The organism is Methylobacterium sp. Leaf123, from assembly GCF_001423405.1.
In the GTDB taxonomy this organism is placed as follows: Bacteria; Pseudomonadota; Alphaproteobacteria; order Rhizobiales; family Beijerinckiaceae; genus Methylobacterium.
Genome location: NZ_LMNS01000006.1, coordinates 50,070 through 68,793, shown reverse-complemented (window position 1 = coordinate 68,793; position 18,724 = coordinate 50,070). Strand labels below are relative to the sequence as shown.

The following is an 18,724-nucleotide window of genomic DNA, read 5'->3' as shown; positions in this document are numbered from 1 at the left end:
GGCCCGAACCCCGGTTCGGGCCTTTCGTCATTCGGCCCGTTCGATCCCCGTCGAATCGAGTTTCGCCAGAGCCTGCGTGACCGTTTCGCCGCCGATGACGAGGTCGGGGGCGATCTCGGCGAGCGGCACCAGCACGAAGGCGCGCTCGCGCACGAAGCGGTGCGGCAGCACGAGGCGTTCGTCGGAAACCTGTGCCCCCTCATAGGCCAGCACGTCGATGTCGATGACGCGCGGCCCCCAGCGACGCTCGCGGACGCGGCCCAAAGCCGCCTCGATCGACAGGCAGACCTCCAGCAAGCCGTGCGGCGTCAACTCGGTGTCGATGGCGACCGCCGCGTTGAGGAACCAGTCCTGATCGGTGTCGCCCCAGGGCGGCGTGCGGTAATCGGCGGAGCGCGCCACGACCCGGATGCCGGGCGTCGCCGCGAGATGCTCGACGGCCTGGGCCAGCATCGCGGCCTTGTCGCCGATATTGCTGCCGAGCCCGAGATAGGCGCGCGTCATCTCGTCTCCGTCGTCGCGGCTCTGTCGGGGCGGCCCCGCACGATCTCGATGGCCGCGTAGTCGAGCACGACGGGGATCGGCGCGCTCGGCTTGTCGATCCGCACCGCGATGGTCTCGATCCGGGGAAACCGCGCGAGGCAGGTCTCGGCAATCGTCTCGGCCAGGGCCTCGATCAGGGCGAAACGCCGGTTGGTGGCGATGTCGAGGGCGATCTCGGCCAGATCCGCATAACTCACGGTGGCGGCCACGTCGTCGCTGCGGCCGGCCGGCGCGAGGTCGAGCCGGCATTCCAGCGAGATGTAGAAGCGCTGGCCGAGCCGCTCCTCCTCCGGCAGCACGCCGTGACGGGCGAAGACCGCGAGGCGGTGGACGAGGATGCGGTCAGCCATGAATCGTCCCACGCGCCCCATCCGGGCGCATCACCGCGTCGAGCACCCGCAGCGCCTCGACATGCGGCGCCACATCGTGGACGCGCACGATGTCGGCGCCGAGCAAGCCGGCCAGCACGTGCGCCGCGAGCGAGCCGACGAGGCGGTCCTGCGGCGCCGTCTCCCGGTCGTGCAGGCGCCCGAGCAGGCTCTTGCGCGAGACGCCGACGAGGAGGGGAAAGCCCAGCGCCCGAATTTCGGGCAGGCGGCGCAGGGCTTCGAGATGCTGTTCCCAGCTCTTGCCGAAGCCGATGCCGGGATCGAGCACGATGTCGCCGTCGGCGATGCCGGCGCGGCGGGCGATGTCGAGGGAGCGCTCGAAGAAGCGCAGCATGTCGGCGATGATGTCGAGCGAGCCGTCGATCGTCTCGCGGTTGTGCATGATGATGACCGGGGCGCCGTGATCGGCCGCGACGCGGGCGATGTCCGGCTCGCGCTGCAAGCCCCAAACGTCGTTGACGAGGGTGGCACCCGCCTTCAGCGCGGCCTCCGCCGTGGAGGCCTTGTAGGTGTCGATCGAGATCGGGACGGACAGGCCGGGGGCCACGGCCTCGATCACGGGCACGACACGGGCCTGTTCCTCGGCGGCCGGGACGGGCGTGTGGCCGGGGCGGGTCGATTCACCGCCGATGTCGAGGATGTCGGCGCCGGCCTCCGTCAGCGCGGCGGCCTGGGCGCGCGCCGGCTCGACGCCCTCGAAGCGGCCTCCGTCCGAGAACGAGTCCGGCGTGACGTTGAGGATGCCCATCACCAGCGTGCGCCGGCCGAGGCCGGGCAACAGGGTGTTCAGGCGCGTCGGCGGAGAGGAGGCGTCGGGTGGCATCGCGGATCAAAGCTGTCGGGCCGGGTTTGGCGGCCGGGAGCATCGTTCCGAAAGGCGGATTCCGGCTTTCGGAAAAAGACGATGCAAAAACAAGACGCTAGAGCGTCGTCTTGGATCGGGTGTCCAGAACGACGCTCTAGCCCCTCCGGCACGGTTACGCCAGATCCAATCCGCCTCGACCCCGTCCGGCCCGGCGTGCCTCAGGAGGCGCCGCGGTAGCAGCGGATCTCCGCCTCGGCCTGGGCGCGGCGCAGCTCGGCCACCTTGTCGTCGAACATCTTGGTCGACTTGAACGCGGCGGTGCGCTGGCCGATGCCCTGGCGCATCGACAGGATGGTCGAGGCCTGGACGTAGCGGTCGTAGGGCAGGATCGAGGCCATCGCGTCGAGGGAGCAGGAGCATTTCTCCAGCGCCTCGCGGGTCTGCCCGTTGGCGGCCATGCAGCCGAACACGTAATCGGCCCGCACATCCGTCGGATAATCGTTGTCGTCGGCCCGCGCCGGCGCGGCGAGCATCGCGGCCGCGAGCAGCGCGGCGGCGAGCGCCTCAGGAATCCTTCTGGTCATAATCGAGCCTCTCTTCGAGGAGTTCGCCGCCATCGGGCTTCAGGGTCCGTGCCTGGAGCGAGACGATCTCGCCCGGGACCTCCGGCGCGACGACGAAGGTGTAGGTGGTGGTCTCGAAGCCGCGCATCCGCTCGGTCAGCGGGTCGCCGAGGAAGGGCTGCATCTCGACGCGGAAGCCTTCGAGCGTGCGGCCCTTGAAGGTGACCTGCGTCGGCGTAACCGTCGCCTTCTCGCGCAGCCCTTTGCGGATCGCGTTCTTGATGTAGCGCGGGTTGGCCTCGAGCAGGCCGGCGAGACCCTTAAGGTGGTTCTCGAGGAACAGGCTCAGCACGGGGTTGCCGGGCATGTCGTTGAACGGGCCGGCGGGGACGCGGTTGCCGCCGGAGAACATCTGCACGCGGATATCGCGGCTCTCGGCGCTCTTGCCGGGCTCGATCGTGAATTTGATCGTGTCGTTGAGCGGCGGCCCGTAAGGCCCGCGCTCGATGCCGCTGCGGCGGCTGTAATCGTAGGTCAGGGTGCTGCCCGGCGCGGTGTTCTTCATCTGCGGCTGCTCGAACAGCAGGTCGCCCGCGCTCGGTACGGCGCCGCCCTTCGCCGCCGAATCCTTATTTGTCGAACCTTGGGCGGCCGTGTCCGGGGCTGTCGCGGGAGCGGTGTCGGAGGCCGCCCAGGCGGACGGCGTCGTCACGAGAGCGGTCGAGAGGGCGACCGCCAGAATGGATCGTCTCAAAGGGGTGCCTTTTCGCTCAACGGGTTTTGCACATTCGTCCCGATGCTGCGGTATATATAGTCGGGCGGGGTCTCGGCAGCCTCTTCCTTGGCAAGATCCCGCATTTTCGCGTGCAGCGGCGAAAGGGAGCAGGCCGGATCGGTGTTGGCCGCGTCGCCCGTGAGCGCCAGCGCCTGGCAGCGGCACCCGCCCCAATCCTTCTCGCGCCGGTCGCAGGAGCGGCAGGGCTCCTTCATCCAGGACGTGCCCCGATAGGCAGCAAAGGCCGGGGATTGGGTCCAGATCTCGCTGAGCGAGTGGTCGGTGACGTACCAGAATTCGAGGCCGGGGATGGTCTCGGCGGCGTGGCAGGGCAGCACCTTGCCCTGCGGCGTCACGTTCATGAGCTTGCGGCCCCAGCCGCCGGCGCAGGCCTTCGGGTACTTGGCGTAGTAGTCCGGCACCACGAGGTCGATGACGAGCTGACCTTTGAGGCGCTCGCGTGCGGCCTCGACGATGCGGATCGACTCGTCGACCTGGCTCTTATCCGGCATCAGCGCGGCGCGGTTCACATAGGCCCAGCCGTAATACTGGGTGTGGGCCACCTCCAGCCGCTTGGCACCGAGCTTGACCGCGAGGTCGATGAAGCCCGGCACCTCGTGGATGTTGCCGCGATGGATCACCGAGTTCAGCGTCAAGGGCAGGCCGAGTTCGGTGACGCGGGCAGCGAACTGCATCTTCTGCGGCTGCGCGTTCTTGAGGCCGCCGATTTTTTCCGCGTTGGCCGCGTCCACCCCCTGCACCGAGAGCTGCACGTGGTCGAGCCCGACGTCGTAGAGCGCATCGAGCTTGGCCAGCGCACCGCCGACACCGGAGGTGATCAGGTTCGAGTACAGGCCGAGTTCGGCGCATTTGGCCGTGATCTCGACGATGTCGGGGCGGGCGGTCGGCTCGCCGCCGGACAGGTGGACGTGCAGCACGCCGAGACCCGACGCCTCCGTCAGCACCCGCAGCCATGTCTGCGTGTCCAGCTCGGCCGAGCGCCGGTCGAGCTCCAGCGGGTTCGAGCAGTACGGGCAGCGCAGCGGGCAGCGGTGGGTCAGCTCGGCGAGCAGACCCACCGGCGCCGGAATGACGTCCACGGGGGATGGGGCGGGGGTCGGCGCATTCATCGCTCCAGAACCCTTTTTTGCGCGAGGCCAGCCAGCATCGGGAGGATGTCGGCTTCGATGATGGCCGGGTCGGCGTCGTAGGTCTGGCCCAGGATCCGGGCGATCTGCGAAACCGTGTTCTGGCCATCGACGAGCTTGAGGACCGCGACGGCGTTGTCGTCGAGGTCGAAGGTGCGCTCGGGCGCAAGCAGCACGTGCTTGTTGCGAACCTCATCGAAGCGCAGGCGCACGCCGCGGGGCAGGCGCGGCACGTCGCTGCCCGAGAAGGCGGTGGGTTCCGCCGTTGCCGTCGTCGCGGCGGGGCTCGCCTCGGCGGAGTTACTCTCGGCGACGAGGCCCTCGCCCGGCTGCCACGCATCCGGCGGCACCATGCCGGGGGCGACATAGGCGAAGTAGAGCGCGTCGAGCTGCGTCCAGAGCACGGTGCACTTGAAGGTCAGCGCATCCATGGCCGCCCGCTGCATCTCGGGCGTGGTGGCGTGCCGCTTGACGTAATCGAGGGCGAAATCGGCGTCGCGCGGGGCTTGGGTCAGGCGCTTGTCGAAATAGGCCAGCGTGTCCTTGGTGATGAAGTCGTAGTTCTTCAGCATCCCGGCGACGCGCTCGGAGATGATCGTCGGCGAGAACATCTCGGTCAGCGAGGAGGCGATGGCTTCCAGCAGGCTGCGTTCGGAGACGAAGTGGACATAGGCATCGACCGAGAAGCGGGTCGCCGAGAGAATGCCCTTGGTCGAGAGCACGTAATCGCGGGTGAAGCCGACGCCTTCAGCGAGCTTGAGCCAGCGCTCGATGCCGCCGTCGCCCTCATGGTCGCCGTCGTGATCGACGATGCGCTGGCGCCAGATCCGGCGAAGCTGCGCGTCCGGCAGGCGGGCGAGCAGCGCCGCGTCCTTCACCGGGATCATCGCCTGATAATAGTAGCGGTTGAGCGCCCAGGCCCGGACCTGATCCTTCGAGAGCTTGCCGTCGTGCAGCAGCCGGTGGAACGGGTGGAGGTTGTGGTAGCGCCGCGCGCCGATGTCGCGGAGCGCCGCCTCAAGCTCCTCATGGCTCAGCAGGCGTTGCTCGGTTTGCGGGACGGGCGGCGGGAATTGGGCGGTCATGGCGTTCGGTTTCCCCCGAGCTTCGAGTCGCGTTTCCTGGATTTCTTTTTAAATGGGGCCCGGTGCCGATCGGGGCAGGGCCGCTGCCACGCGATTGGATCGTGCAAAACATATTCAGTCCGGCACTAAATTTCTAGACCGGACTCGTCCTGGGACGGCGGCCCGATCAGAGATCGAGGGTCAGGCCGTCATGGGCGACGGTCCAGCCGCGCTCTTCGACGCTCGCGCGCTCGGGCGAATCCTCGACCAGGACCGGATTGGTGTTGTTGATGTGAACGAAGACCCGCTGGCCGATCTCGATATCGGCGAGGGAGGCGATCGAGCCGGTCTCGCCGTTCATCTGGATATGGCCCATGCGCCAGCCGGTCTTGGTGCCGACACCAGCGCGGATCATGTCGTCGTCCTCCAGCACCGTGCCGTCGAACAGGAGCGCGTCGGCGCCGGCGATGCGGGCTTTCAGATCCGCCGTCACCCGGGCGCAGCCGGGGATATAGGCGAGGCGCTTGCCCCCGGCCTCGATCATCGTGCCGACCGTGGTTTCGGTCTCCGCCCCGATCTCCATCGAGGCGTCTTCCAGCCAGAGCGGCACCTTGCCGGGGACGGAGAACAGCGTCACCGACAGGCCGGGCACCGGCTCGAAGGTCTCGTCGAGGGCGATCGTCTGCCGCCTCACCACCTCCGCGGCCATCACGTCGAAGATGCGGTTGTCGGAGACGGAGGCCAGAATGCCGGGCGTAGCGTAGAGCGTGAAGGGCTGGCCCTCACGCAGGGTCAGCAGGCCCGCGACGTGATCGACATCGCCATTGGTCAGCAGCACCGCGTGGATCGGCGAGTGGCGCAGGCCCTCGCGCGGATGCATCGGCGGATTGGCCTGGATCTGCTGGCGGATGTCGGGCGAGGCATTCAGCAGGAGCCAGCGTTCCCCGTCGGGGGAGACGGCGAGGCTCGACTGCGTGCGCGGCCTGACGCGGGCATCGCCCGCCCAGGCCAGGGAGCAGATGGAGCAGCGGCAGTTCCATTGAGGAACGCCGCCGCCCGCCGCCGAGCCCAGGATCACGACATGCATGGTGAGAACCCGCTGATGCCTGCAACCCCGACCCGGCTCAAATCACCTTAGTTGAAGGTGTCGATCTCGGCCGACTCGTAGCTCGTGACTTCCATGCCGACGCAGATCTCGGAAACGATGGGGGCAGCCCACTTCATGGTGTCTCTCCTCGACTTTATGAAACGCCGGAACCCCTCGATCCGCTGATTAAGAGGATCGTAAGATACTGGCGACGCACTCGTTTTCGCGTGCCGGAGGTATATCGCCAATTCCGGCCCCGCCCGCAAGAGCCAGCTTGCCGTTTCTTCCCAAGTTCGCGCCGGGTTCAGCCTAACTTCGCGTGAGTCGAGGGTTAGATTTTGGTCGGAGAGCGAAATGCCGCGGGGGTCAATGGCGGAAATCCTGGCCGCGCAGATCGAGCATGAAGCCCTTGCCGCGCACCGTGACGATCACCGGGCCGCCGAGCCGCACGAAATCCGAGAGCTTCGAGCGTAAGTAGCCGACATAGACATCGACGACGTTGAGGGAGAGGCCGCCCTGGCTCGCCCAGAGCCGGTCGAAGATTTCGCCGCGCGAGATCGGCCGGTTCACCTCCTGCATCAGCAGGGCGAGCAACTCCGCCTCGCGCGGGGTGAGGCGCGCGGAGGCTTCGCCGAAGCTGACCTGACGGATGTTCACGTCGAGGGTCAGCCGGCCGGCGGTGAAGACGGTGCGCGGGGTGTCCGCCTCGCGGCGGCGCAGCAGGTGGACTTGGAGCCGGGCCAGCAATTCGTCGAACACGAACGGCTTGACGATGTAGTCGTCGGCGCCGAGCGCCAGCCCCTCGGCCCGGTCGCGCACCTCGTCGCGGGCGCTCAGGAACAGGATCGCGCCGGGATAGCCGCCCTCGCGCAAGGAGCGGCAGACATCGTGGCCGGACCCGTCGGGCAGGGTGATGTCGAGCACCACCGCCTCCGGCGCGTCGTCGCGGGCGGCACTCAGCGCGTCCTCGACCCGGCCGGCCACGCCGACGGAAAACCCTTCCGCCTCCAGGCCGCGGGCCAGGATGCCGCGGATGTCGATGTCATCCTCAACGATCAATACGCGCGTCGTCATGCGGCGCCGATCCTCTCGTGTCCTGCCCCGTCGGATTCCGATGCGACGCCATCGTCGAGCGAGGGCAGGTCGATGACCACCCGCGCGCCGCCGTGTTCGGCTTGGCCGAGGCTGATCGCACCATCATGGCGCTCAATGACCCATCGCGCCAGCGCTAAACCTATGCCGAATCCCGCTTCTCCCGATCGGGCCTCGCGGCGGAAGCGCTCGAACAGCCCGTCCCCGCCCGCGGGAAAGCCGGGGCCGTCATCGTCGATCGTGACCAGCGCCCGGCTGCCCTGCGACGTGTCGCGCCCGCTCAACGAGACGGTGATGCGGGTCAGGCCGGTGGCGTGGCGCAGGGCGTTGTCGATCAGGCTCTCGACAACCTGACGGAGCCATTCCGGATCGGCGGCGATCTCGATGTCGTGGTCGCCCGGTTCCAGCACCAGCTCGACCCGGCGGCGGGCGGCTTCCGAGCCGGCGCTATCGACGGCATCGGTCAGCACCTCGACGGCGCTCACGGCGCGCCGGTCGAGCTCGATCTGGCCGGATTCCGAGCGGGCCACCCGCAGCAGATCCTCGACCCGCCGCTTGAGACGCTGCGCCCGTTTGCGGATGGTGGTGAAGACCGGTCCGTAATCCACGGTTCGGCCGGCGGCGCGCTCCGCCGAGCGCTGGGCGAGGTCGCATTCGCCCAGGATCACCGTGAGCGGCGTGCGCAACTCGTGGCTGACATCGGCGAAGAAGCGGCGCCGGGAGCGATCCACCATCTCTAGCCGCTCGTTGGCCGCACGCAGGTCGGCGGTGCGGGCTTCCACCGTCTCCTCCAGCGCGGCGCGGTCGGCGGCGAGCCGGCTCTCGCGGCGAGCGAGCCGCGCCGCCATGCGGTTGAAGTTCGCGACCAGAAGCCCGAGTTCGTCGCGGGTCTCGACCGAGAGCCGGGTTTCGAGCGCGCCGCTGCCGACGGCCCCGGCCGCCCGGCGGATCTCCTCGATCCGCGCCAGGGTCGGGCGCGTGACCGAACGGTAGAGCACCCCGACGAAGGCGAGCGCCAACACCGTCGCGGCCAGCGCGGCGGCGGTGAGCCGCCGCGACAGCGTCCGGGCCGCCTCGGAGCCGGCGGCCATGCTGCGCCGCTCGGTCTCGATCAGCAGGGAGAGCGGCGGTCCCGTCATCGCGCCGAAGGCGTTGAGCGCGCCCTGCATCGCCGTCTTGCGACGATCCGGATCGGCCTCGCGCCGCACCAGGGTGACCTGACGGTCGAGCATCGCGCGGGCCGCGCGCACATTGGCCAGCGGCCGGGTGCGGGCGACGTACTGGATCCGGTCCTCCAGGTTGGCGCTGGTCGCCATGCCGCTGCCGATGGCGTCATCGACATGGTTGAGCGCCTGATCGACCCGGTCGCGGGTCACCGACAGGGCTTCGGGCGGCGCGTCCGGATTGCCGACGCTCTCGATGGCGGCAAAGCCGTACTGCGCCAGCCGCCCCGACAGTTCCGCCAGAAGCTCCAGCCGGTGCTGGGCCGCCAGCGTCCGTTCGATGACGTTCTCAGTCAGCCGGATCGACCACAGCACGCCGGTCGCCGCCAGCAGGGCGATCAACGCCGTGCCGCCGAGCAGGAGAGCGAACCGGACTCTCAGCGAACGCATGGTCTCCCTCTCCGCCGCAGCAGCGGCGGGCGGACCATGTCACCGCCGGGGCAGGGTCTCAAGCCGGCTCGCATTGCCGGCTTTTCCCGGTCCGCTCGTCGATCGTTCCTACAGGTCGTTCGGCAGGCTCGCCCTGGGGGCGCAGCGCCAACTCTTCACGTGATAGTCCGGATGCTCCTCCTGCCACGCCGCGAGCGTGCTCTGCGAGTTGCGCAGACACAGGAAAGGGTTCGGATTGTCGTAGTTCAGGTTGATCCGCTCGTCGTGGCACTTCGCCGGCTGGGCGATCAGGCAGACGGACAGGAGCAGGAACATGCGCGCGGCCTCGGCTCGGAGGGGCGCGGTCGGCTCGACCGGATCGGTGTCCCGCGCCTTGGTCCAAGGCAAGGTGGGAGAATCCGGCAGGCCGGCAAGTCATTTTTCTGCGACTTGCCGGCAGCTTTCGGAAAAATCGTGCCGGATCAGGCCGGCACGAAGAGTTCGCCCTTGCCGATCGTCGCGAGATCGCCGGAGTAGCGCCGCAGCGTGCCGCCAAGCAGGCTGGCCTGCGCCGCGCCGAGATGCTTGAGGCTCTGGGCCAGCAGCCGGACGAAGACGAGGTCGGGCGTGCCGGTCTCGACGAAGGTCGGCAACAGCGTGCCGTGGCTGCCCGCGATCAGCGTGCCGCGGCGCATGCCGTAGCCCGGATGGTCGCCGAGCGCGCCGGAGACGACGATGGTGCCCGCGATCATGCGCGAGCCGGCGTAAGCACCGGCCGAACCGGCGAGGATGATGCCGCGGCGCATACGGTCGCCGAGATGGTCGCCGGCCGCGCCCTTGATGACGAGGGTCGCGCCGTCGAGCCCGGCCTTGGCGGCGTAGACGGCGCCGCCCGCGTGGTCGCCGGCATCACCTTCGATCGTGATGGTGCCGCCGGTGGCACCGGTGCCGGCATAGGGGCCGGCCGAGCCGGTCACGGTCAGCGTGCCCGCCGCCATGCCTTCGCCGAGGCGCTGGCCGACATCACCCTCGACCCGGATCGCGCCTTGCGAGAGCGCCGCGCCGACCCGGTCGAGCCGGGACGAGCCGCCCTCGATCACGAGGCTGTCGGAGCCGTCGAGGCTGATCTCGAACACGTCGCCGAGGGTCAGGCCACGGCGGCTGGTGCCGATGGCGAGCTTGCCCGCCTCGGCTTCGGATAGCCCGCTCAGGGCGAGCGGGGTGATGTTGAGAAGGTCGACCCGCTCCGGCAGATCACCGCGCAGTCTCAGCGTGCTCATGCGGCGGGTTTCTCCAACAGGTCGCGGAGGTGGTAGTGGTGCCGGCCGAGATTGCCGCCGTAATTGCCGGCGGTGACCGCGACGAGGCCGTGCTGTGCGCCGATCTCGGTGGCGGCGTGCAGCGCCGCGCGCATCGATTCGGCGACCGCGGCCGAGGTCAGGGCGTCGATGACGATTTCCAGCACCACGCCGCATTCGGGCGGCAGCGCCGAGCCGGCCCGGCCCTTGAGCGTCGGGCAATAGGCGTCGTTGGTCGAGGCCATCATGCCCTTGGTGCGCCCGCCGACCTTCGAGCCGGAGCGGACGATGCCGCCGGGGAAGGGCAGGATCGCGCCGGGGATCGCCTTGGCCGCCTCGACCGCGATCTCGGCGACGATGAGCGTGTCGGCGTGCTTGCGGCCGAGGAACAGCAGGTTGCCGCCGCCGACCGCGCCATCCACCGCGCGCACCGAATCCTCGCACAGGAACTCGCCGTCCATGACGGGGATGCGCCAGTAGCGGCGCATCTTGCCCTCATGGTCGGGCAGGCGCTTGGCGACTGCGAAGCCGTCACCGAAATAGCGGATCGCGCCGCCGAGCTTGATCTTGGTCGGGCCTTCGACGCCGGCAAAGCAGGCGGTGCCGGGGCAGGTCAGGATGCACTGGCCAACGCGCTTGAGGAGCTGGTCCTTCAGCCCGTTCGGCTCGAAACCGAACAGCAGGATGCGTACGCCCGGCCGCCCGTCCGGTGTCTCCTCGGGGGAGAGTTCGGCGTCGATGCCGGCCTCGGCGCCGCAGCCGATCACCGACGTGGCGAAGCCCGTCATCACCGTCGCCGCGATCATCGCCCATTTCGGCGTGTCGTTGGTGACGATGATCGCGGTGCCCGCGACGTCGAAGGCTTCGGCGAAGGTGTCCTCGACCTTGATGCCGTTGAGGGTGAAGTCGCTCATCGATTCGATTCCATCACCCTCGACATCACGCCCGGCACGCCACGTCTTCGAACGTCCCGGTATTCTCGGGGAACGCAGCGTCCGGCACCGCGAAGGTGTCGAGCCCGGCGCCGAAGCGGTCCTGCAGGTAGCTCTCGGCGCGCTTTTCCATGCCCGCATCGGCCTCGACATCAAGGCTGAGCGTCTTGCCCGAGAACCAAGCGACGACCTCGCCATCCTCGACGATGGGCTGGCCGTCCTTCAGCACGAGCTTGGCCCGCGAGAACATCGCCGTGCGGTCCTTGTCGTCGCGGTAGATCGCGACGTCGGCCTTGGCGCCCTCGCGCAGGTGGCCGCGATCAGTCAGGCCGAGCAGCTTGGCCGGGCCGGAGCGGGTGAGCTGGGCGATTTCGCTGAAGCTGTACTCGCGCTCGATCTTGGGCAGGCCGGAGCGCTCGCCGACGATCGCCGGCAGCGTTGCGATTTCCTTGGCGCGCTCCTCGGCATCCATCAGCAGGTGGATGATGCGCGGATATTCGGTGAAGACGCCGCCATTCGGGTGGTCGGTCGTTAGGATGGTGCGCTCGGGGTTCGAAGAGAGCAGCATCAATTCGAGGCCGATCGCCCATTGCAGCGAGGAGACCGGGCCGCGCGGCCGGTAGAGGAACGGCACCACGCCGCCGCCCTCGGCATCACCCGCCGAGATCACCCACTTCTTCGGCTTGGCGCCCTTGCGGCCACCGAACTGGCGCAGGATGTCGAGCGAGATCGTCACGGTCTGGCCGAACACCACCTGACCCACGTCGTAGGTCGCGTTGGGGTGTTCCTCCATCGCCGCGTTGATGCGCTCGGCCGCCGAACGGAAGCCGCCGGTCATCGGGTTTTCGGGATCCACCACGCCGTAGGCGTAGAACTGAGCATGGGCAAAGTGGATGCGCCGACCTTCGGCCGCTTCCAGCGTCGCGACGAGCGAGTCGTCGGCGCCGGGCAGGCCGAGATTGTTGCAGTGAACATGCAGCGGATGCGGCACGCCGATCTCTTCCACCGCGTCGAGCAGGGCCGACATGATCTTGCGCGTCGAGAGCCCGTAGCAGGGGATCTCGTCGTCGAGGCTGAGCTTGAGCACGCCGTCCTTGAAGGCCGAGGCGCCGCCCGCGTTGATGCACTTGACGCCGAGGCCCCGCGAATGGGCCAGCGTCTGCTGCACGAGATCGCGCACCGCCTGCTTGCCCTCGCCATCGCGCAGGAGCTGAAGCAGGTGGTCGTCGTTGCCGAGCACGGCCAGACCGCCGCGGTCGAGCAGGGGGATGTCGGCGAGTTCGAGATGGGTCGCGAGCGCGTTCGAGGGCGGCAGCGCCGGCTCGACCGCGGTGGTGTAGCCCATCCGCGCATAGTTGGCGCCGATCCAGCTTCCCGAACCGCCGGCATGGGCGAAGGGATGGCCGTTGGGGGCGGATTCGCTGACATAGAGGTCGGGCAGCAGCAGGCGGCTCATCACCACGTTGCCGCCGGCGATGTGCGAGTGGACCTCGACGCCGCCGGCCATCACCACGCAGCCCGTGGCGTCGATGGTTTGGTCGGGGGCGCGCTCGCTCGGGGCGACGACGCGGCCATCCTCAATCCAGACGTCGCCGATGGCGTCGCGCCCGGCCGTGGGATCGACCACCCGTCCACCGTGGATACGGGTCAGCATGAGACACCCTTCTCGATGAGGCGGTCGCGGATGCGGGTGAGCACGCCGGCCGCAGTCTCCGTTTCAGCTTGGGTCTTCGATGGATCGCTGGCCTCGGCATAGGCGATGACGCCGCGCCGGTCGTTCCAGAGGGCGCCGCCGACGCTCTGTCCGGGCACGCCCACGGTGATGACGACCTCCGCCGTCTCGCCCGCGGCCTCCTGAGAGCCCTCGCCGACAATGGCGATCGTCGGCAGGCTCCCGAGCCAGGCGGGGCGCGGGGCGGGCAGGGAAGCGAGCCACAGGGCGGCGTCGGCTTCACCCGCAGCGATCTGGCGGGCGCTGTCGAAGCGCCAGGAATCGTGCTCGGGCTGGTGCCGGCCGAAGCCGACGCGCGGCGCCTGTCCCGTGGTCCAGGCGGAGAGTTGCACCGCCGCGCGGCCCTGGAACGGGTCGGCGAGCGTCAGCGCGAAGAAGCGGGTGGATTCGTTGAGGTCGCGGATCAGCCCCTGGAGCATTTCCGCGCCGAGTTCGCCGACCTCTTCCGGATCGTAGATGATGACGCCGTACTGGGCCGCGAACAGGCGCTTGGCGAGATCGGCAAAGGCGGCCTCACCGGCGAGATGGCCCTTGGCGAAGGCGCGCAGATGCCCGAGCGAGATGGCGAGGCCGCCGGATTCCGCCGCGTAGGCGACGTGGCGGATCGCGCCGTTCTGAGGACCACCCAGGGAGAGCAGGGCGCGCTCCGAGCCCGCCGCGCGTCCACGGCTCGGGGCCGCGGCGGCGATCTCGGCGATCAGCTCACCGTCCCAGGGACGGTTGCCGACGATCAGGACCACATCCGCCCGGCCGATCGTCTCGGCCCGTGTCGTGCTCATCGCGCCACCGGCGCTGAGCGCGCCGAGTTCGGCATAGACGCTGGGGCCGGAGACGGGATCGAGCGAGGCGCCGAGGGTCTCGGCCAGCCGGTAAGCGGCGCGGAGTGCCGAAACCTCGGCGCTCAGGCCCGCCAGCACCGGCACGCGTGAGGCGGCGAGCAGGTCGGCCGCGGCCTCGACCGCAGCGCCTATATCCGCTGCGCCTCCCTTCACCCAGGCTGCCATGCTTCCTCACCGTCGCTTCTTCGGGCATCCCCGCGTCGAGGCGGGGCGAAAGACGGTCACGTCCGAAGGGCGCGGGCGCCCCTGGTGGAGCCTCGATGCCTCGAAATCCGGAATGCGGTTTCGGGGGCAGTGGCTCGGACCGGCTCCGCGAAGGGAGCCGGGTGGTTTTGCATTCCTGTGCCGGAGGCCGCAAGCCCCCGGCGAAGTTTGCGTCAGGATTTCGTGCGCCGGGCCGCTCTCTCCGGACGCCACGCTTTCGCGCGAAAAGGGCTCGGCGCGGCGACAACCGCATCGGCACTTGCGACGATGCTATGCCGTTGTCGCGGGCGAGGTTGTCGCGGGCGCCGCAGCATGTGAGAAGCCGCCCGCATCGTTGGGCGCGTCCGCGCCGGCCGGGCCGGCAACGTCGGCGGAAGGGAATGAGACCGTGGCCGAGGTCCCGGACCAGACGGCTGAGATCGTGAGCACGACGACATCCCGGCCGGCCGGGGGCGCCGTGCGGGTCCGTGCGCCTGCGCGCCTGCATTTCGGGTTTCTCGATCTCAACGGCGGGCTCGGGCGCCGCTTCGGCAGCATCGGCCTCGCCCTCGACGCGCCCGCCGTGCAACTCGTTGCACGCCCTGCCAAACGCGCCTCCGCCAGCGGCCCGGAGGCCGAGCGGGTGCGCGCCAACCTGCTCGCCGCCGCCGCCTATCTCGATGTGCCGGAAGCCGTGGCGGTGGAGGTCGAGGAATCGATCCCCGCCCATGCCGGCTTCGGCTCGGGCACGCAGCTCGCCCTGGCGGTCGCCGCCGCGCTGGCGCGCCTCAACGGACGCCCCTTTGCACCGGCCGACTTCGCCGACGTGCTCGACCGCGGCAACCGGTCCGGCGTCGGGCTCGCCGCCTTCACCGAGGGCGGGCTGATCGTCGATGGCGGGCGCGACGGTTCCGGCGCGCCGCCCCCCGTCATCGCGCGGCTGCCTTATCCGGAGGAGTGGCGGGTCGTGCTGATCCTCGATGAAGCCATGACCGGCGTGCATGGCTCCGTTGAGACCGAAGCGTTCCGCGAACTGCCGCCCTTCGATGCGGGACAGGCCGCCGAGATCTGCCGGATCGTGCTGATGCAGGTTCTGCCCGCCGCCGCGACGGCCGAGCCGAACGGGTTCGGCGCCGGCATCACCGCCATCCAGAAACGGATCGGCGACCATTTCGCCCCGCACCAGGGCGGGCGCTTCGCCAGTCCCGCCGTGGCCGACGCCCTCGCGGCGATCGCGCAGGCCGGCGTGCCCGGCTACGGCCAGAGCTCCTGGGGGCCGACGGGCTTTGCCCTCGTGCCCTCGCAGCGGGAGGCGGAGGCACTGGTCGCGGGGCTGGCCCGGCCGGGCCGCCTGCGCTTCGTTATCGCGCGCGGCCGCAACGTCGGCGCCTCGGTTGCCGAAGTTTAGAGCTTTTTCTTTTTCCCGTTTCAAAGAAACCTGCGCTTGACCGGCGCCAGCCGTTCCGGTTTTGCACCTGAAGCGCCTGGCAAAGGCGCGGTCACGAGAGGACGAACACCATGGCCCGCTCGATCCTGCACATGCTGACGCCGCTCAAACACATGAGCCCGTTCGACGTGAACATGGCGATCGATGCCGGCTTCGAGACGCTGATCCCTTACACGGGCGTCGATCTCACCGATGTCGTCTCGCTGACGCAGGACTCGATCTTCTCCCGCGCGCCGCAGGACGGCGTGCGCACCGGCATCTTCATCGGCGGCAAGAACGCCGAACTGGCGCTCGACATGGTGGACCGGGCGAAGAAGGCGTTCGTGCCCCCCTTCGTCAACCACGTCTTCGCCGATCCGGCCGGCTCCTTCACCACCGGCGCGGCGATGGTCGCCGAGGTCGCTCGTGCGCTGAAGGCGAAGTTCGGCACCGACCTCAAGGGCAAGCGCATCGTCATCTTCGGTGGCGCGGGCGTGGTCGCCTATGTCGCGGCGGTGATCGGCGCGTTGGAGGGGGCGCACAGCGTGCTCGTCGGCCATGACGGCGAGGAGCGCGTCTCGAAGATCGCCTTCACCATGAAGTGGCGCTTCGGCATCGAGGTCGGCGCCGTGGACGGCACCCTGCCCGAGGCGCGCCGCGCCGCGATCACCGATGCCGACGTGATCCTCTCGGCCGGCCCCGCGGGCGTCTCGATCCTGACGGCGGAGGATCTCGAATCCGCGCCGAAGCTGCTGGTCGCCTCCGACGTCAACGCCGTGCCGCCCGCCGGCATCGCCGGCATCGACGTAAACGCCAAGGACGTGCCCCTGCCGGTCGGCAAGGGCGTCGGCATCGGCGCGCTCGCCGTCGGCAACGTCAAGTACCAGACCCAGTGCCGCATGTTCCGCAAGATGCTGGAGGCGCAGGAGCCGCTCTGCCTCGATTTCCGCGACGCCTACAAGCTCGCCGTCGAGATCGCCGGCTGAGCCCGAACCTGAACCCGCTTCTCCATCGGGAGGGCGGCGCGATTCTGATCGCCGCCCAATCCGGCCGGGCGCTGGCGCAGGCCGCGCGGCGGGCGGGCTTTCGCCCATTCGTGCTCGACCTGTTCGGCGACGAGGACACCCTGGCGCTGGCCGAGAACTACCGCCCGCTGCCCGGCCGCTTCGGGGCGGGCGCCCGCGACCGGGGCGGCGTGCTGGCAGGGCTCGATGCGTTGTCGGAGGAGGCCGGCGGCACCCTCGGCGTGGTGCTCGGCAGCGGGTTCGAGGGCGCGCCGGATCTCATCGCCGAGATCGCCGCCCGCCATCGCCTGCTCGGCGCGGGGCCGGAGACGGTCGCCGCCCTCAAGGACCCGTTCCGTTTCGCGGCCTTGTGCGAACGCCTCGCGATTCCGCATCCGCCGATCGCCGCGGGTCCGGTCACGGAACGCGGCGCTTGGCTCCTCAAACAGGCGGGGGGCTGCGGCGGGTCGCATATCCGCGTGAGTGCGGCCGGCACTGCCCCGCCGGACCATTACCTCCAGGCCCGGATGCCCGGTCGCGCCTTCGCCCTGAACTTCTTGTCCGACGGCCGCCGCATCGAGCCTCTGGCGCTGACCGAACAGTGGCAGGCGCCCTCGCCGCTGCGGCCGTTCCGCTATGCTGGCGCGCTCGCCCGCGGCCGCGACGCGGCGGCGCCGATCCCGGCCAGGATCGCCGGGGAGATCGCCGGGGCGGCCCACCGGCTCGCCCGTGCCACCGGCCTCACCGGTCTGGCCAGCGCCGATTGCCTCGTGGACGGGGAACGCTGGTGGCTGCTGGAGATCAATCCGCGCCCCGGCGCCACCCTCGACGTGCTCGACCGGCGCCCGACACCACTTCTGATTCTGCATATCGAGGCCGCGCTCGGCCGGATGCCGTCAATCGAGGCCGCCCCGGTAGATGCGACGGGCGCCGAGATCTGTTACGCGGCGCGGACCTGCGCGGCGGTGCCGCCGCTCGACTGGCCGGATCACGTGCGGGATCGGCCGCGGGCCGGCAGCCACGTGGCGCGCGACGCACCGTTCTGCACGGTGACGGCCTCCGGGCCGGACGCCGCGGCGGTCAAAGAAGAATTGCGGACGCGGGCCGAGGAGGTCCGCGCTCTGCTGGAGGAAACGGAGAACAGTCATGAGTTCCAACACGAGCGCGCCGAGCCTCAACGCCCTGGCCGGGCCGCTGGTCGAGAGCCTCGTCGCTGACGCGGCCAAGCTCCGGCTCATCGTCGCCCAGGAGAACGGCGCGCGCACCGTCGATGCCGGCGCCAACGCCCGCGGCTCGATCGAGGCCGGCCGGCGCATCGCCGAGATCTGCCTCGGCGGCCTCGGCACGGTGACGATCGCGCCGATCGGCCCGGTCGCCTCCTGGCCCTACACGGTCGTCGTCCACTCCGCCGATCCGGTTCTGGCCTGCCTCGGCTCGCAATATGCCGGCTGGAGCCTCGCCGACGAGGAGGGCGATTCCGGCTTCTTCGCCCTCGGCTCGGGCCCGGGCCGTGCGGTCGCCGTGGTGGAGGAACTCTACAAGGAGCTCGGCTATCGCGACAACGCGACGACGACCGCGCTCGTCCTCGAATCCGCCAGCGCCCCGCCGGCCTCCGTGGTGAACAAGGTCGCGCGCGAGACCGGCATCGCCCCGGAGAACGTGACCTTCATCTACGCTCCGACCCAGAGCCTGGCCGGTTCGACCCAGGTCGTCGCCCGCGTGCTGGAAGTGGCGCTGCACAAGGCCCACACCGTCGGCTTCGACCTGCACAAGATCCTCGACGGCATCGGTTCGGCTCCGCTCTCGCCGCCGCATCCGGACTTCATCCAGGCGATGGGCCGCACCAACGACGCCATCATCTATGGCGGCCGGGTGCAGCTCTTCGTCGATGCCGACGACGCGGATGCCAAGCAGCTCGCCGAGCAGATCCCCTCCACCACCTCGGCCGATCACGGCGCGCCCTTCGCCGAGATCTTTTCGCGGGTGAACGGCGACTTCTACAAGATCGATGGCGCCCTGTTCTCCCCGGCCGAGGCCATCGTCACCTCGGTGAAGACCGGCAAGTCGTTCCGCGGCGGCCGGCTGGAGCCGCAGCTGGTGGACGCCTCGTTCGTGTAGATTCCTGACGCTTAGAGTGTCGAGTCCCTCTCCCCTGAAGCGGGAGGGGGTGGCCCGCGAAGCGGGTCGGGTGAGGGGAGCGCCGCTTCCGGGGAGTTCGGAGCCGGCCCCTCTCCCACCCTGCATCCGCAGGG

The 18,724-nt window shown here is 69.6% G+C and carries 20 protein-coding genes; 4 read left to right on the top strand and 16 right to left on the bottom strand.

Annotation, left to right across the window (positions count from 1 at the left end; genetic code table 11):
- Positions 1 to 27: 27 nt before the first annotated feature.
- The 16 genes from folK to fhcB all read right to left on the bottom strand — a co-directional run bounded on the left by folK (position 28) and on the right by fhcB (position 14,024).
- Entirely contained in the window at positions 28 to 504 is a 477-nt protein-coding gene (folK, locus tag ASF53_RS07315; RefSeq protein ID WP_056196239.1) for a 2-amino-4-hydroxy-6-hydroxymethyldihydropteridine diphosphokinase, read from the bottom strand.
- Complete coding sequence (gene folB, locus ASF53_RS07310; RefSeq protein ID WP_056196238.1) at positions 501 to 893, bottom strand: dihydroneopterin aldolase; 393 nt, start codon at positions 891 to 893, stop codon at positions 501 to 503. Before folB ends, folK begins: the two co-directional genes overlap by 4 nt.
- Positions 886 to 1,755 (bottom strand): dihydropteroate synthase, encoded by an 870-nt coding sequence (gene folP / locus ASF53_RS07305; RefSeq protein ID WP_056196234.1) that lies wholly within the window; start codon positions 1,753 to 1,755, stop codon positions 886 to 888. The genes folB and folP overlap by 8 nt, the downstream gene beginning before the upstream one ends.
- Positions 1,756 to 1,955: 200 nt before the next feature.
- Complete coding sequence (locus tag ASF53_RS07300; RefSeq protein WP_056196231.1) at positions 1,956 to 2,321, bottom strand: hypothetical protein; 366 nt, start codon at positions 2,319 to 2,321, stop codon at positions 1,956 to 1,958.
- A complete protein-coding gene (locus ASF53_RS07295; RefSeq protein WP_056196226.1) occupies positions 2,302 to 3,054 on the bottom strand; it encodes a hypothetical protein in 753 nt (250 codons plus the stop codon). The genes ASF53_RS07300 and ASF53_RS07295 overlap by 20 nt, the downstream gene beginning before the upstream one ends.
- A complete protein-coding gene (pqqE, locus tag ASF53_RS07290; protein ID WP_056196223.1) occupies positions 3,051 to 4,205 on the bottom strand; it encodes a pyrroloquinoline quinone biosynthesis protein PqqE in 1,155 nt (384 codons plus the stop codon). Before pqqE ends, ASF53_RS07295 begins: the two co-directional genes overlap by 4 nt.
- A complete protein-coding gene (gene pqqC / locus ASF53_RS07285; protein WP_056196220.1) occupies positions 4,202 to 5,308 on the bottom strand; it encodes a pyrroloquinoline-quinone synthase PqqC in 1,107 nt (368 codons plus the stop codon). Before pqqC ends, pqqE begins: the two co-directional genes overlap by 4 nt.
- A gap of 166 nt (positions 5,309 to 5,474) precedes the next feature.
- A complete protein-coding gene (gene pqqB / locus ASF53_RS07280) occupies positions 5,475 to 6,374 on the bottom strand; it encodes a pyrroloquinoline quinone biosynthesis protein PqqB (protein WP_056196217.1) in 900 nt (299 codons plus the stop codon).
- A 47-nt stretch (positions 6,375 to 6,421) separates the two neighbouring features.
- A complete protein-coding gene (pqqA, locus tag ASF53_RS07275) occupies positions 6,422 to 6,511 on the bottom strand; it encodes a pyrroloquinoline quinone precursor peptide PqqA (RefSeq protein WP_012317526.1) in 90 nt (29 codons plus the stop codon).
- 229 nt (positions 6,512 to 6,740) lie between these two features.
- Positions 6,741 to 7,448 (bottom strand): response regulator transcription factor, encoded by a 708-nt coding sequence (locus tag ASF53_RS07270; RefSeq protein ID WP_012453681.1) that lies wholly within the window; start codon positions 7,446 to 7,448, stop codon positions 6,741 to 6,743.
- Positions 7,445 to 9,079 (bottom strand): sensor histidine kinase, encoded by a 1,635-nt coding sequence (locus ASF53_RS07265; RefSeq protein WP_056196213.1) that lies wholly within the window; start codon positions 9,077 to 9,079, stop codon positions 7,445 to 7,447. Before ASF53_RS07265 ends, ASF53_RS07270 begins: the two co-directional genes overlap by 4 nt.
- 108 nt (positions 9,080 to 9,187) lie before the next feature.
- Positions 9,188 to 9,466 (bottom strand): hypothetical protein, encoded by a 279-nt coding sequence (locus tag ASF53_RS07260; protein WP_286134190.1) that lies wholly within the window; start codon positions 9,464 to 9,466, stop codon positions 9,188 to 9,190.
- A 74-nt stretch (positions 9,467 to 9,540) separates the two neighbouring features.
- The gene (locus tag ASF53_RS07255; RefSeq protein WP_056196210.1) at positions 9,541 to 10,338 is read right to left on the bottom strand and encodes a formylmethanofuran dehydrogenase subunit C; all 798 of its coding nucleotides are present in this window, start codon (positions 10,336 to 10,338) and stop codon (positions 9,541 to 9,543) included.
- On the bottom strand, positions 10,335 to 11,270 hold the full coding sequence (gene fhcD / locus ASF53_RS07250) for a formylmethanofuran--tetrahydromethanopterin N-formyltransferase (RefSeq protein WP_015822365.1): 936 nt from the start codon (positions 11,268 to 11,270) through the stop codon (positions 10,335 to 10,337). Before fhcD ends, ASF53_RS07255 begins: the two co-directional genes overlap by 4 nt.
- A gap of 25 nt (positions 11,271 to 11,295) precedes the next feature.
- Positions 11,296 to 12,942: a formylmethanofuran dehydrogenase subunit A gene (locus ASF53_RS07245; protein WP_056196207.1), complete on the bottom strand. Its 1,647-nt coding sequence runs from the start codon at positions 12,940 to 12,942 to the stop codon at positions 11,296 to 11,298.
- Positions 12,936 to 14,024, bottom strand: coding sequence for a formyltransferase/hydrolase complex subunit B (gene fhcB, locus ASF53_RS07240; protein ID WP_056196204.1), 1,089 nt, complete (start codon positions 14,022 to 14,024; stop codon positions 12,936 to 12,938). Before fhcB ends, ASF53_RS07245 begins: the two co-directional genes overlap by 7 nt.
- Before the next feature lie 427 nt (positions 14,025 to 14,451).
- Here fhcB and ASF53_RS07235 point away from each other — a divergent pair, with 427 nt between their 5' ends.
- The 4 genes from ASF53_RS07235 to mch all read left to right on the top strand — a co-directional run bounded on the left by ASF53_RS07235 (position 14,452) and on the right by mch (position 18,590).
- Positions 14,452 to 15,450 (top strand): beta-ribofuranosylaminobenzene 5'-phosphate synthase family protein, encoded by a 999-nt coding sequence (locus ASF53_RS07235; protein WP_056196200.1) that lies wholly within the window; start codon positions 14,452 to 14,454, stop codon positions 15,448 to 15,450.
- Positions 15,451 to 15,560: 110 nt separating this feature from the next.
- A complete protein-coding gene (gene mtdB / locus ASF53_RS07230; RefSeq protein WP_056196195.1) occupies positions 15,561 to 16,454 on the top strand; it encodes an NAD(P)-dependent methylenetetrahydromethanopterin dehydrogenase in 894 nt (297 codons plus the stop codon).
- A 110-nt stretch (positions 16,455 to 16,564) separates the two neighbouring features.
- The gene (locus ASF53_RS07225) at positions 16,565 to 17,689 is read left to right on the top strand and encodes an ATP-grasp domain-containing protein (protein WP_056196192.1); all 1,125 of its coding nucleotides are present in this window, start codon (positions 16,565 to 16,567) and stop codon (positions 17,687 to 17,689) included.
- Positions 17,619 to 18,590: a methenyltetrahydromethanopterin cyclohydrolase gene (gene mch / locus ASF53_RS07220; RefSeq protein WP_056196188.1), complete on the top strand. Its 972-nt coding sequence runs from the start codon at positions 17,619 to 17,621 to the stop codon at positions 18,588 to 18,590. The genes ASF53_RS07225 and mch overlap by 71 nt, the downstream gene beginning before the upstream one ends.
- Positions 18,591 to 18,724 lie beyond the last annotated feature (134 nt).

Excerpts from the sequence above, each read along its gene's own strand:
- ASF53_RS07265 (WP_056196213.1), bottom strand. The coding sequence starts at position 9,079 with ATGCGTTCGCTGAGAGTCCGGTTCGCTCTCCTGCTCGGCGGCACGGCG.
- pqqA (WP_012317526.1), bottom strand. The coding sequence starts at position 6,511 with ATGAAGTGGGCTGCCCCCATCGTTTCCGAGATCTGCGTCGGCATGGAA.
- ASF53_RS07270 (WP_012453681.1), bottom strand. The coding sequence starts at position 7,448 with ATGACGACGCGCGTATTGATCGTTGAGGATGACATCGACATCCGCGGC.
- folK (WP_056196239.1), bottom strand. The coding sequence starts at position 504 with ATGACGCGCGCCTATCTCGGGCTCGGCAGCAATATCGGCGACAAGGCC.
- folP (WP_056196234.1), bottom strand. The coding sequence starts at position 1,755 with ATGCCACCCGACGCCTCCTCTCCGCCGACGCGCCTGAACACCCTGTTG.
- mtdB (WP_056196195.1), top strand. The coding sequence starts at position 15,561 with ATGGCCCGCTCGATCCTGCACATGCTGACGCCGCTCAAACACATGAGC.
- pqqE (WP_056196223.1), bottom strand. The coding sequence starts at position 4,205 with ATGAATGCGCCGACCCCCGCCCCATCCCCCGTGGACGTCATTCCGGCG.
- ASF53_RS07245 (WP_056196207.1), bottom strand. The coding sequence starts at position 12,942 with ATGCTGACCCGTATCCACGGTGGACGGGTGGTCGATCCCACGGCCGGG.
- mch (WP_056196188.1), top strand. The coding sequence starts at position 17,619 with ATGAGTTCCAACACGAGCGCGCCGAGCCTCAACGCCCTGGCCGGGCCG.
- folB (WP_056196238.1), bottom strand. The coding sequence starts at position 893 with ATGGCTGACCGCATCCTCGTCCACCGCCTCGCGGTCTTCGCCCGTCAC.
- fhcB (WP_056196204.1), bottom strand. The coding sequence starts at position 14,024 with ATGGCAGCCTGGGTGAAGGGAGGCGCAGCGGATATAGGCGCTGCGGTC.
- pqqC (WP_056196220.1), bottom strand. The coding sequence starts at position 5,308 with ATGACCGCCCAATTCCCGCCGCCCGTCCCGCAAACCGAGCAACGCCTG.
- fhcD (WP_015822365.1), bottom strand. The coding sequence starts at position 11,270 with ATGAGCGACTTCACCCTCAACGGCATCAAGGTCGAGGACACCTTCGCC.
- ASF53_RS07255 (WP_056196210.1), bottom strand. The coding sequence starts at position 10,338 with ATGAGCACGCTGAGACTGCGCGGTGATCTGCCGGAGCGGGTCGACCTT.
- ASF53_RS07300 (WP_056196231.1), bottom strand. The coding sequence starts at position 2,321 with ATGACCAGAAGGATTCCTGAGGCGCTCGCCGCCGCGCTGCTCGCGGCC.
- pqqB (WP_056196217.1), bottom strand. The coding sequence starts at position 6,374 with ATGCATGTCGTGATCCTGGGCTCGGCGGCGGGCGGCGGCGTTCCTCAA.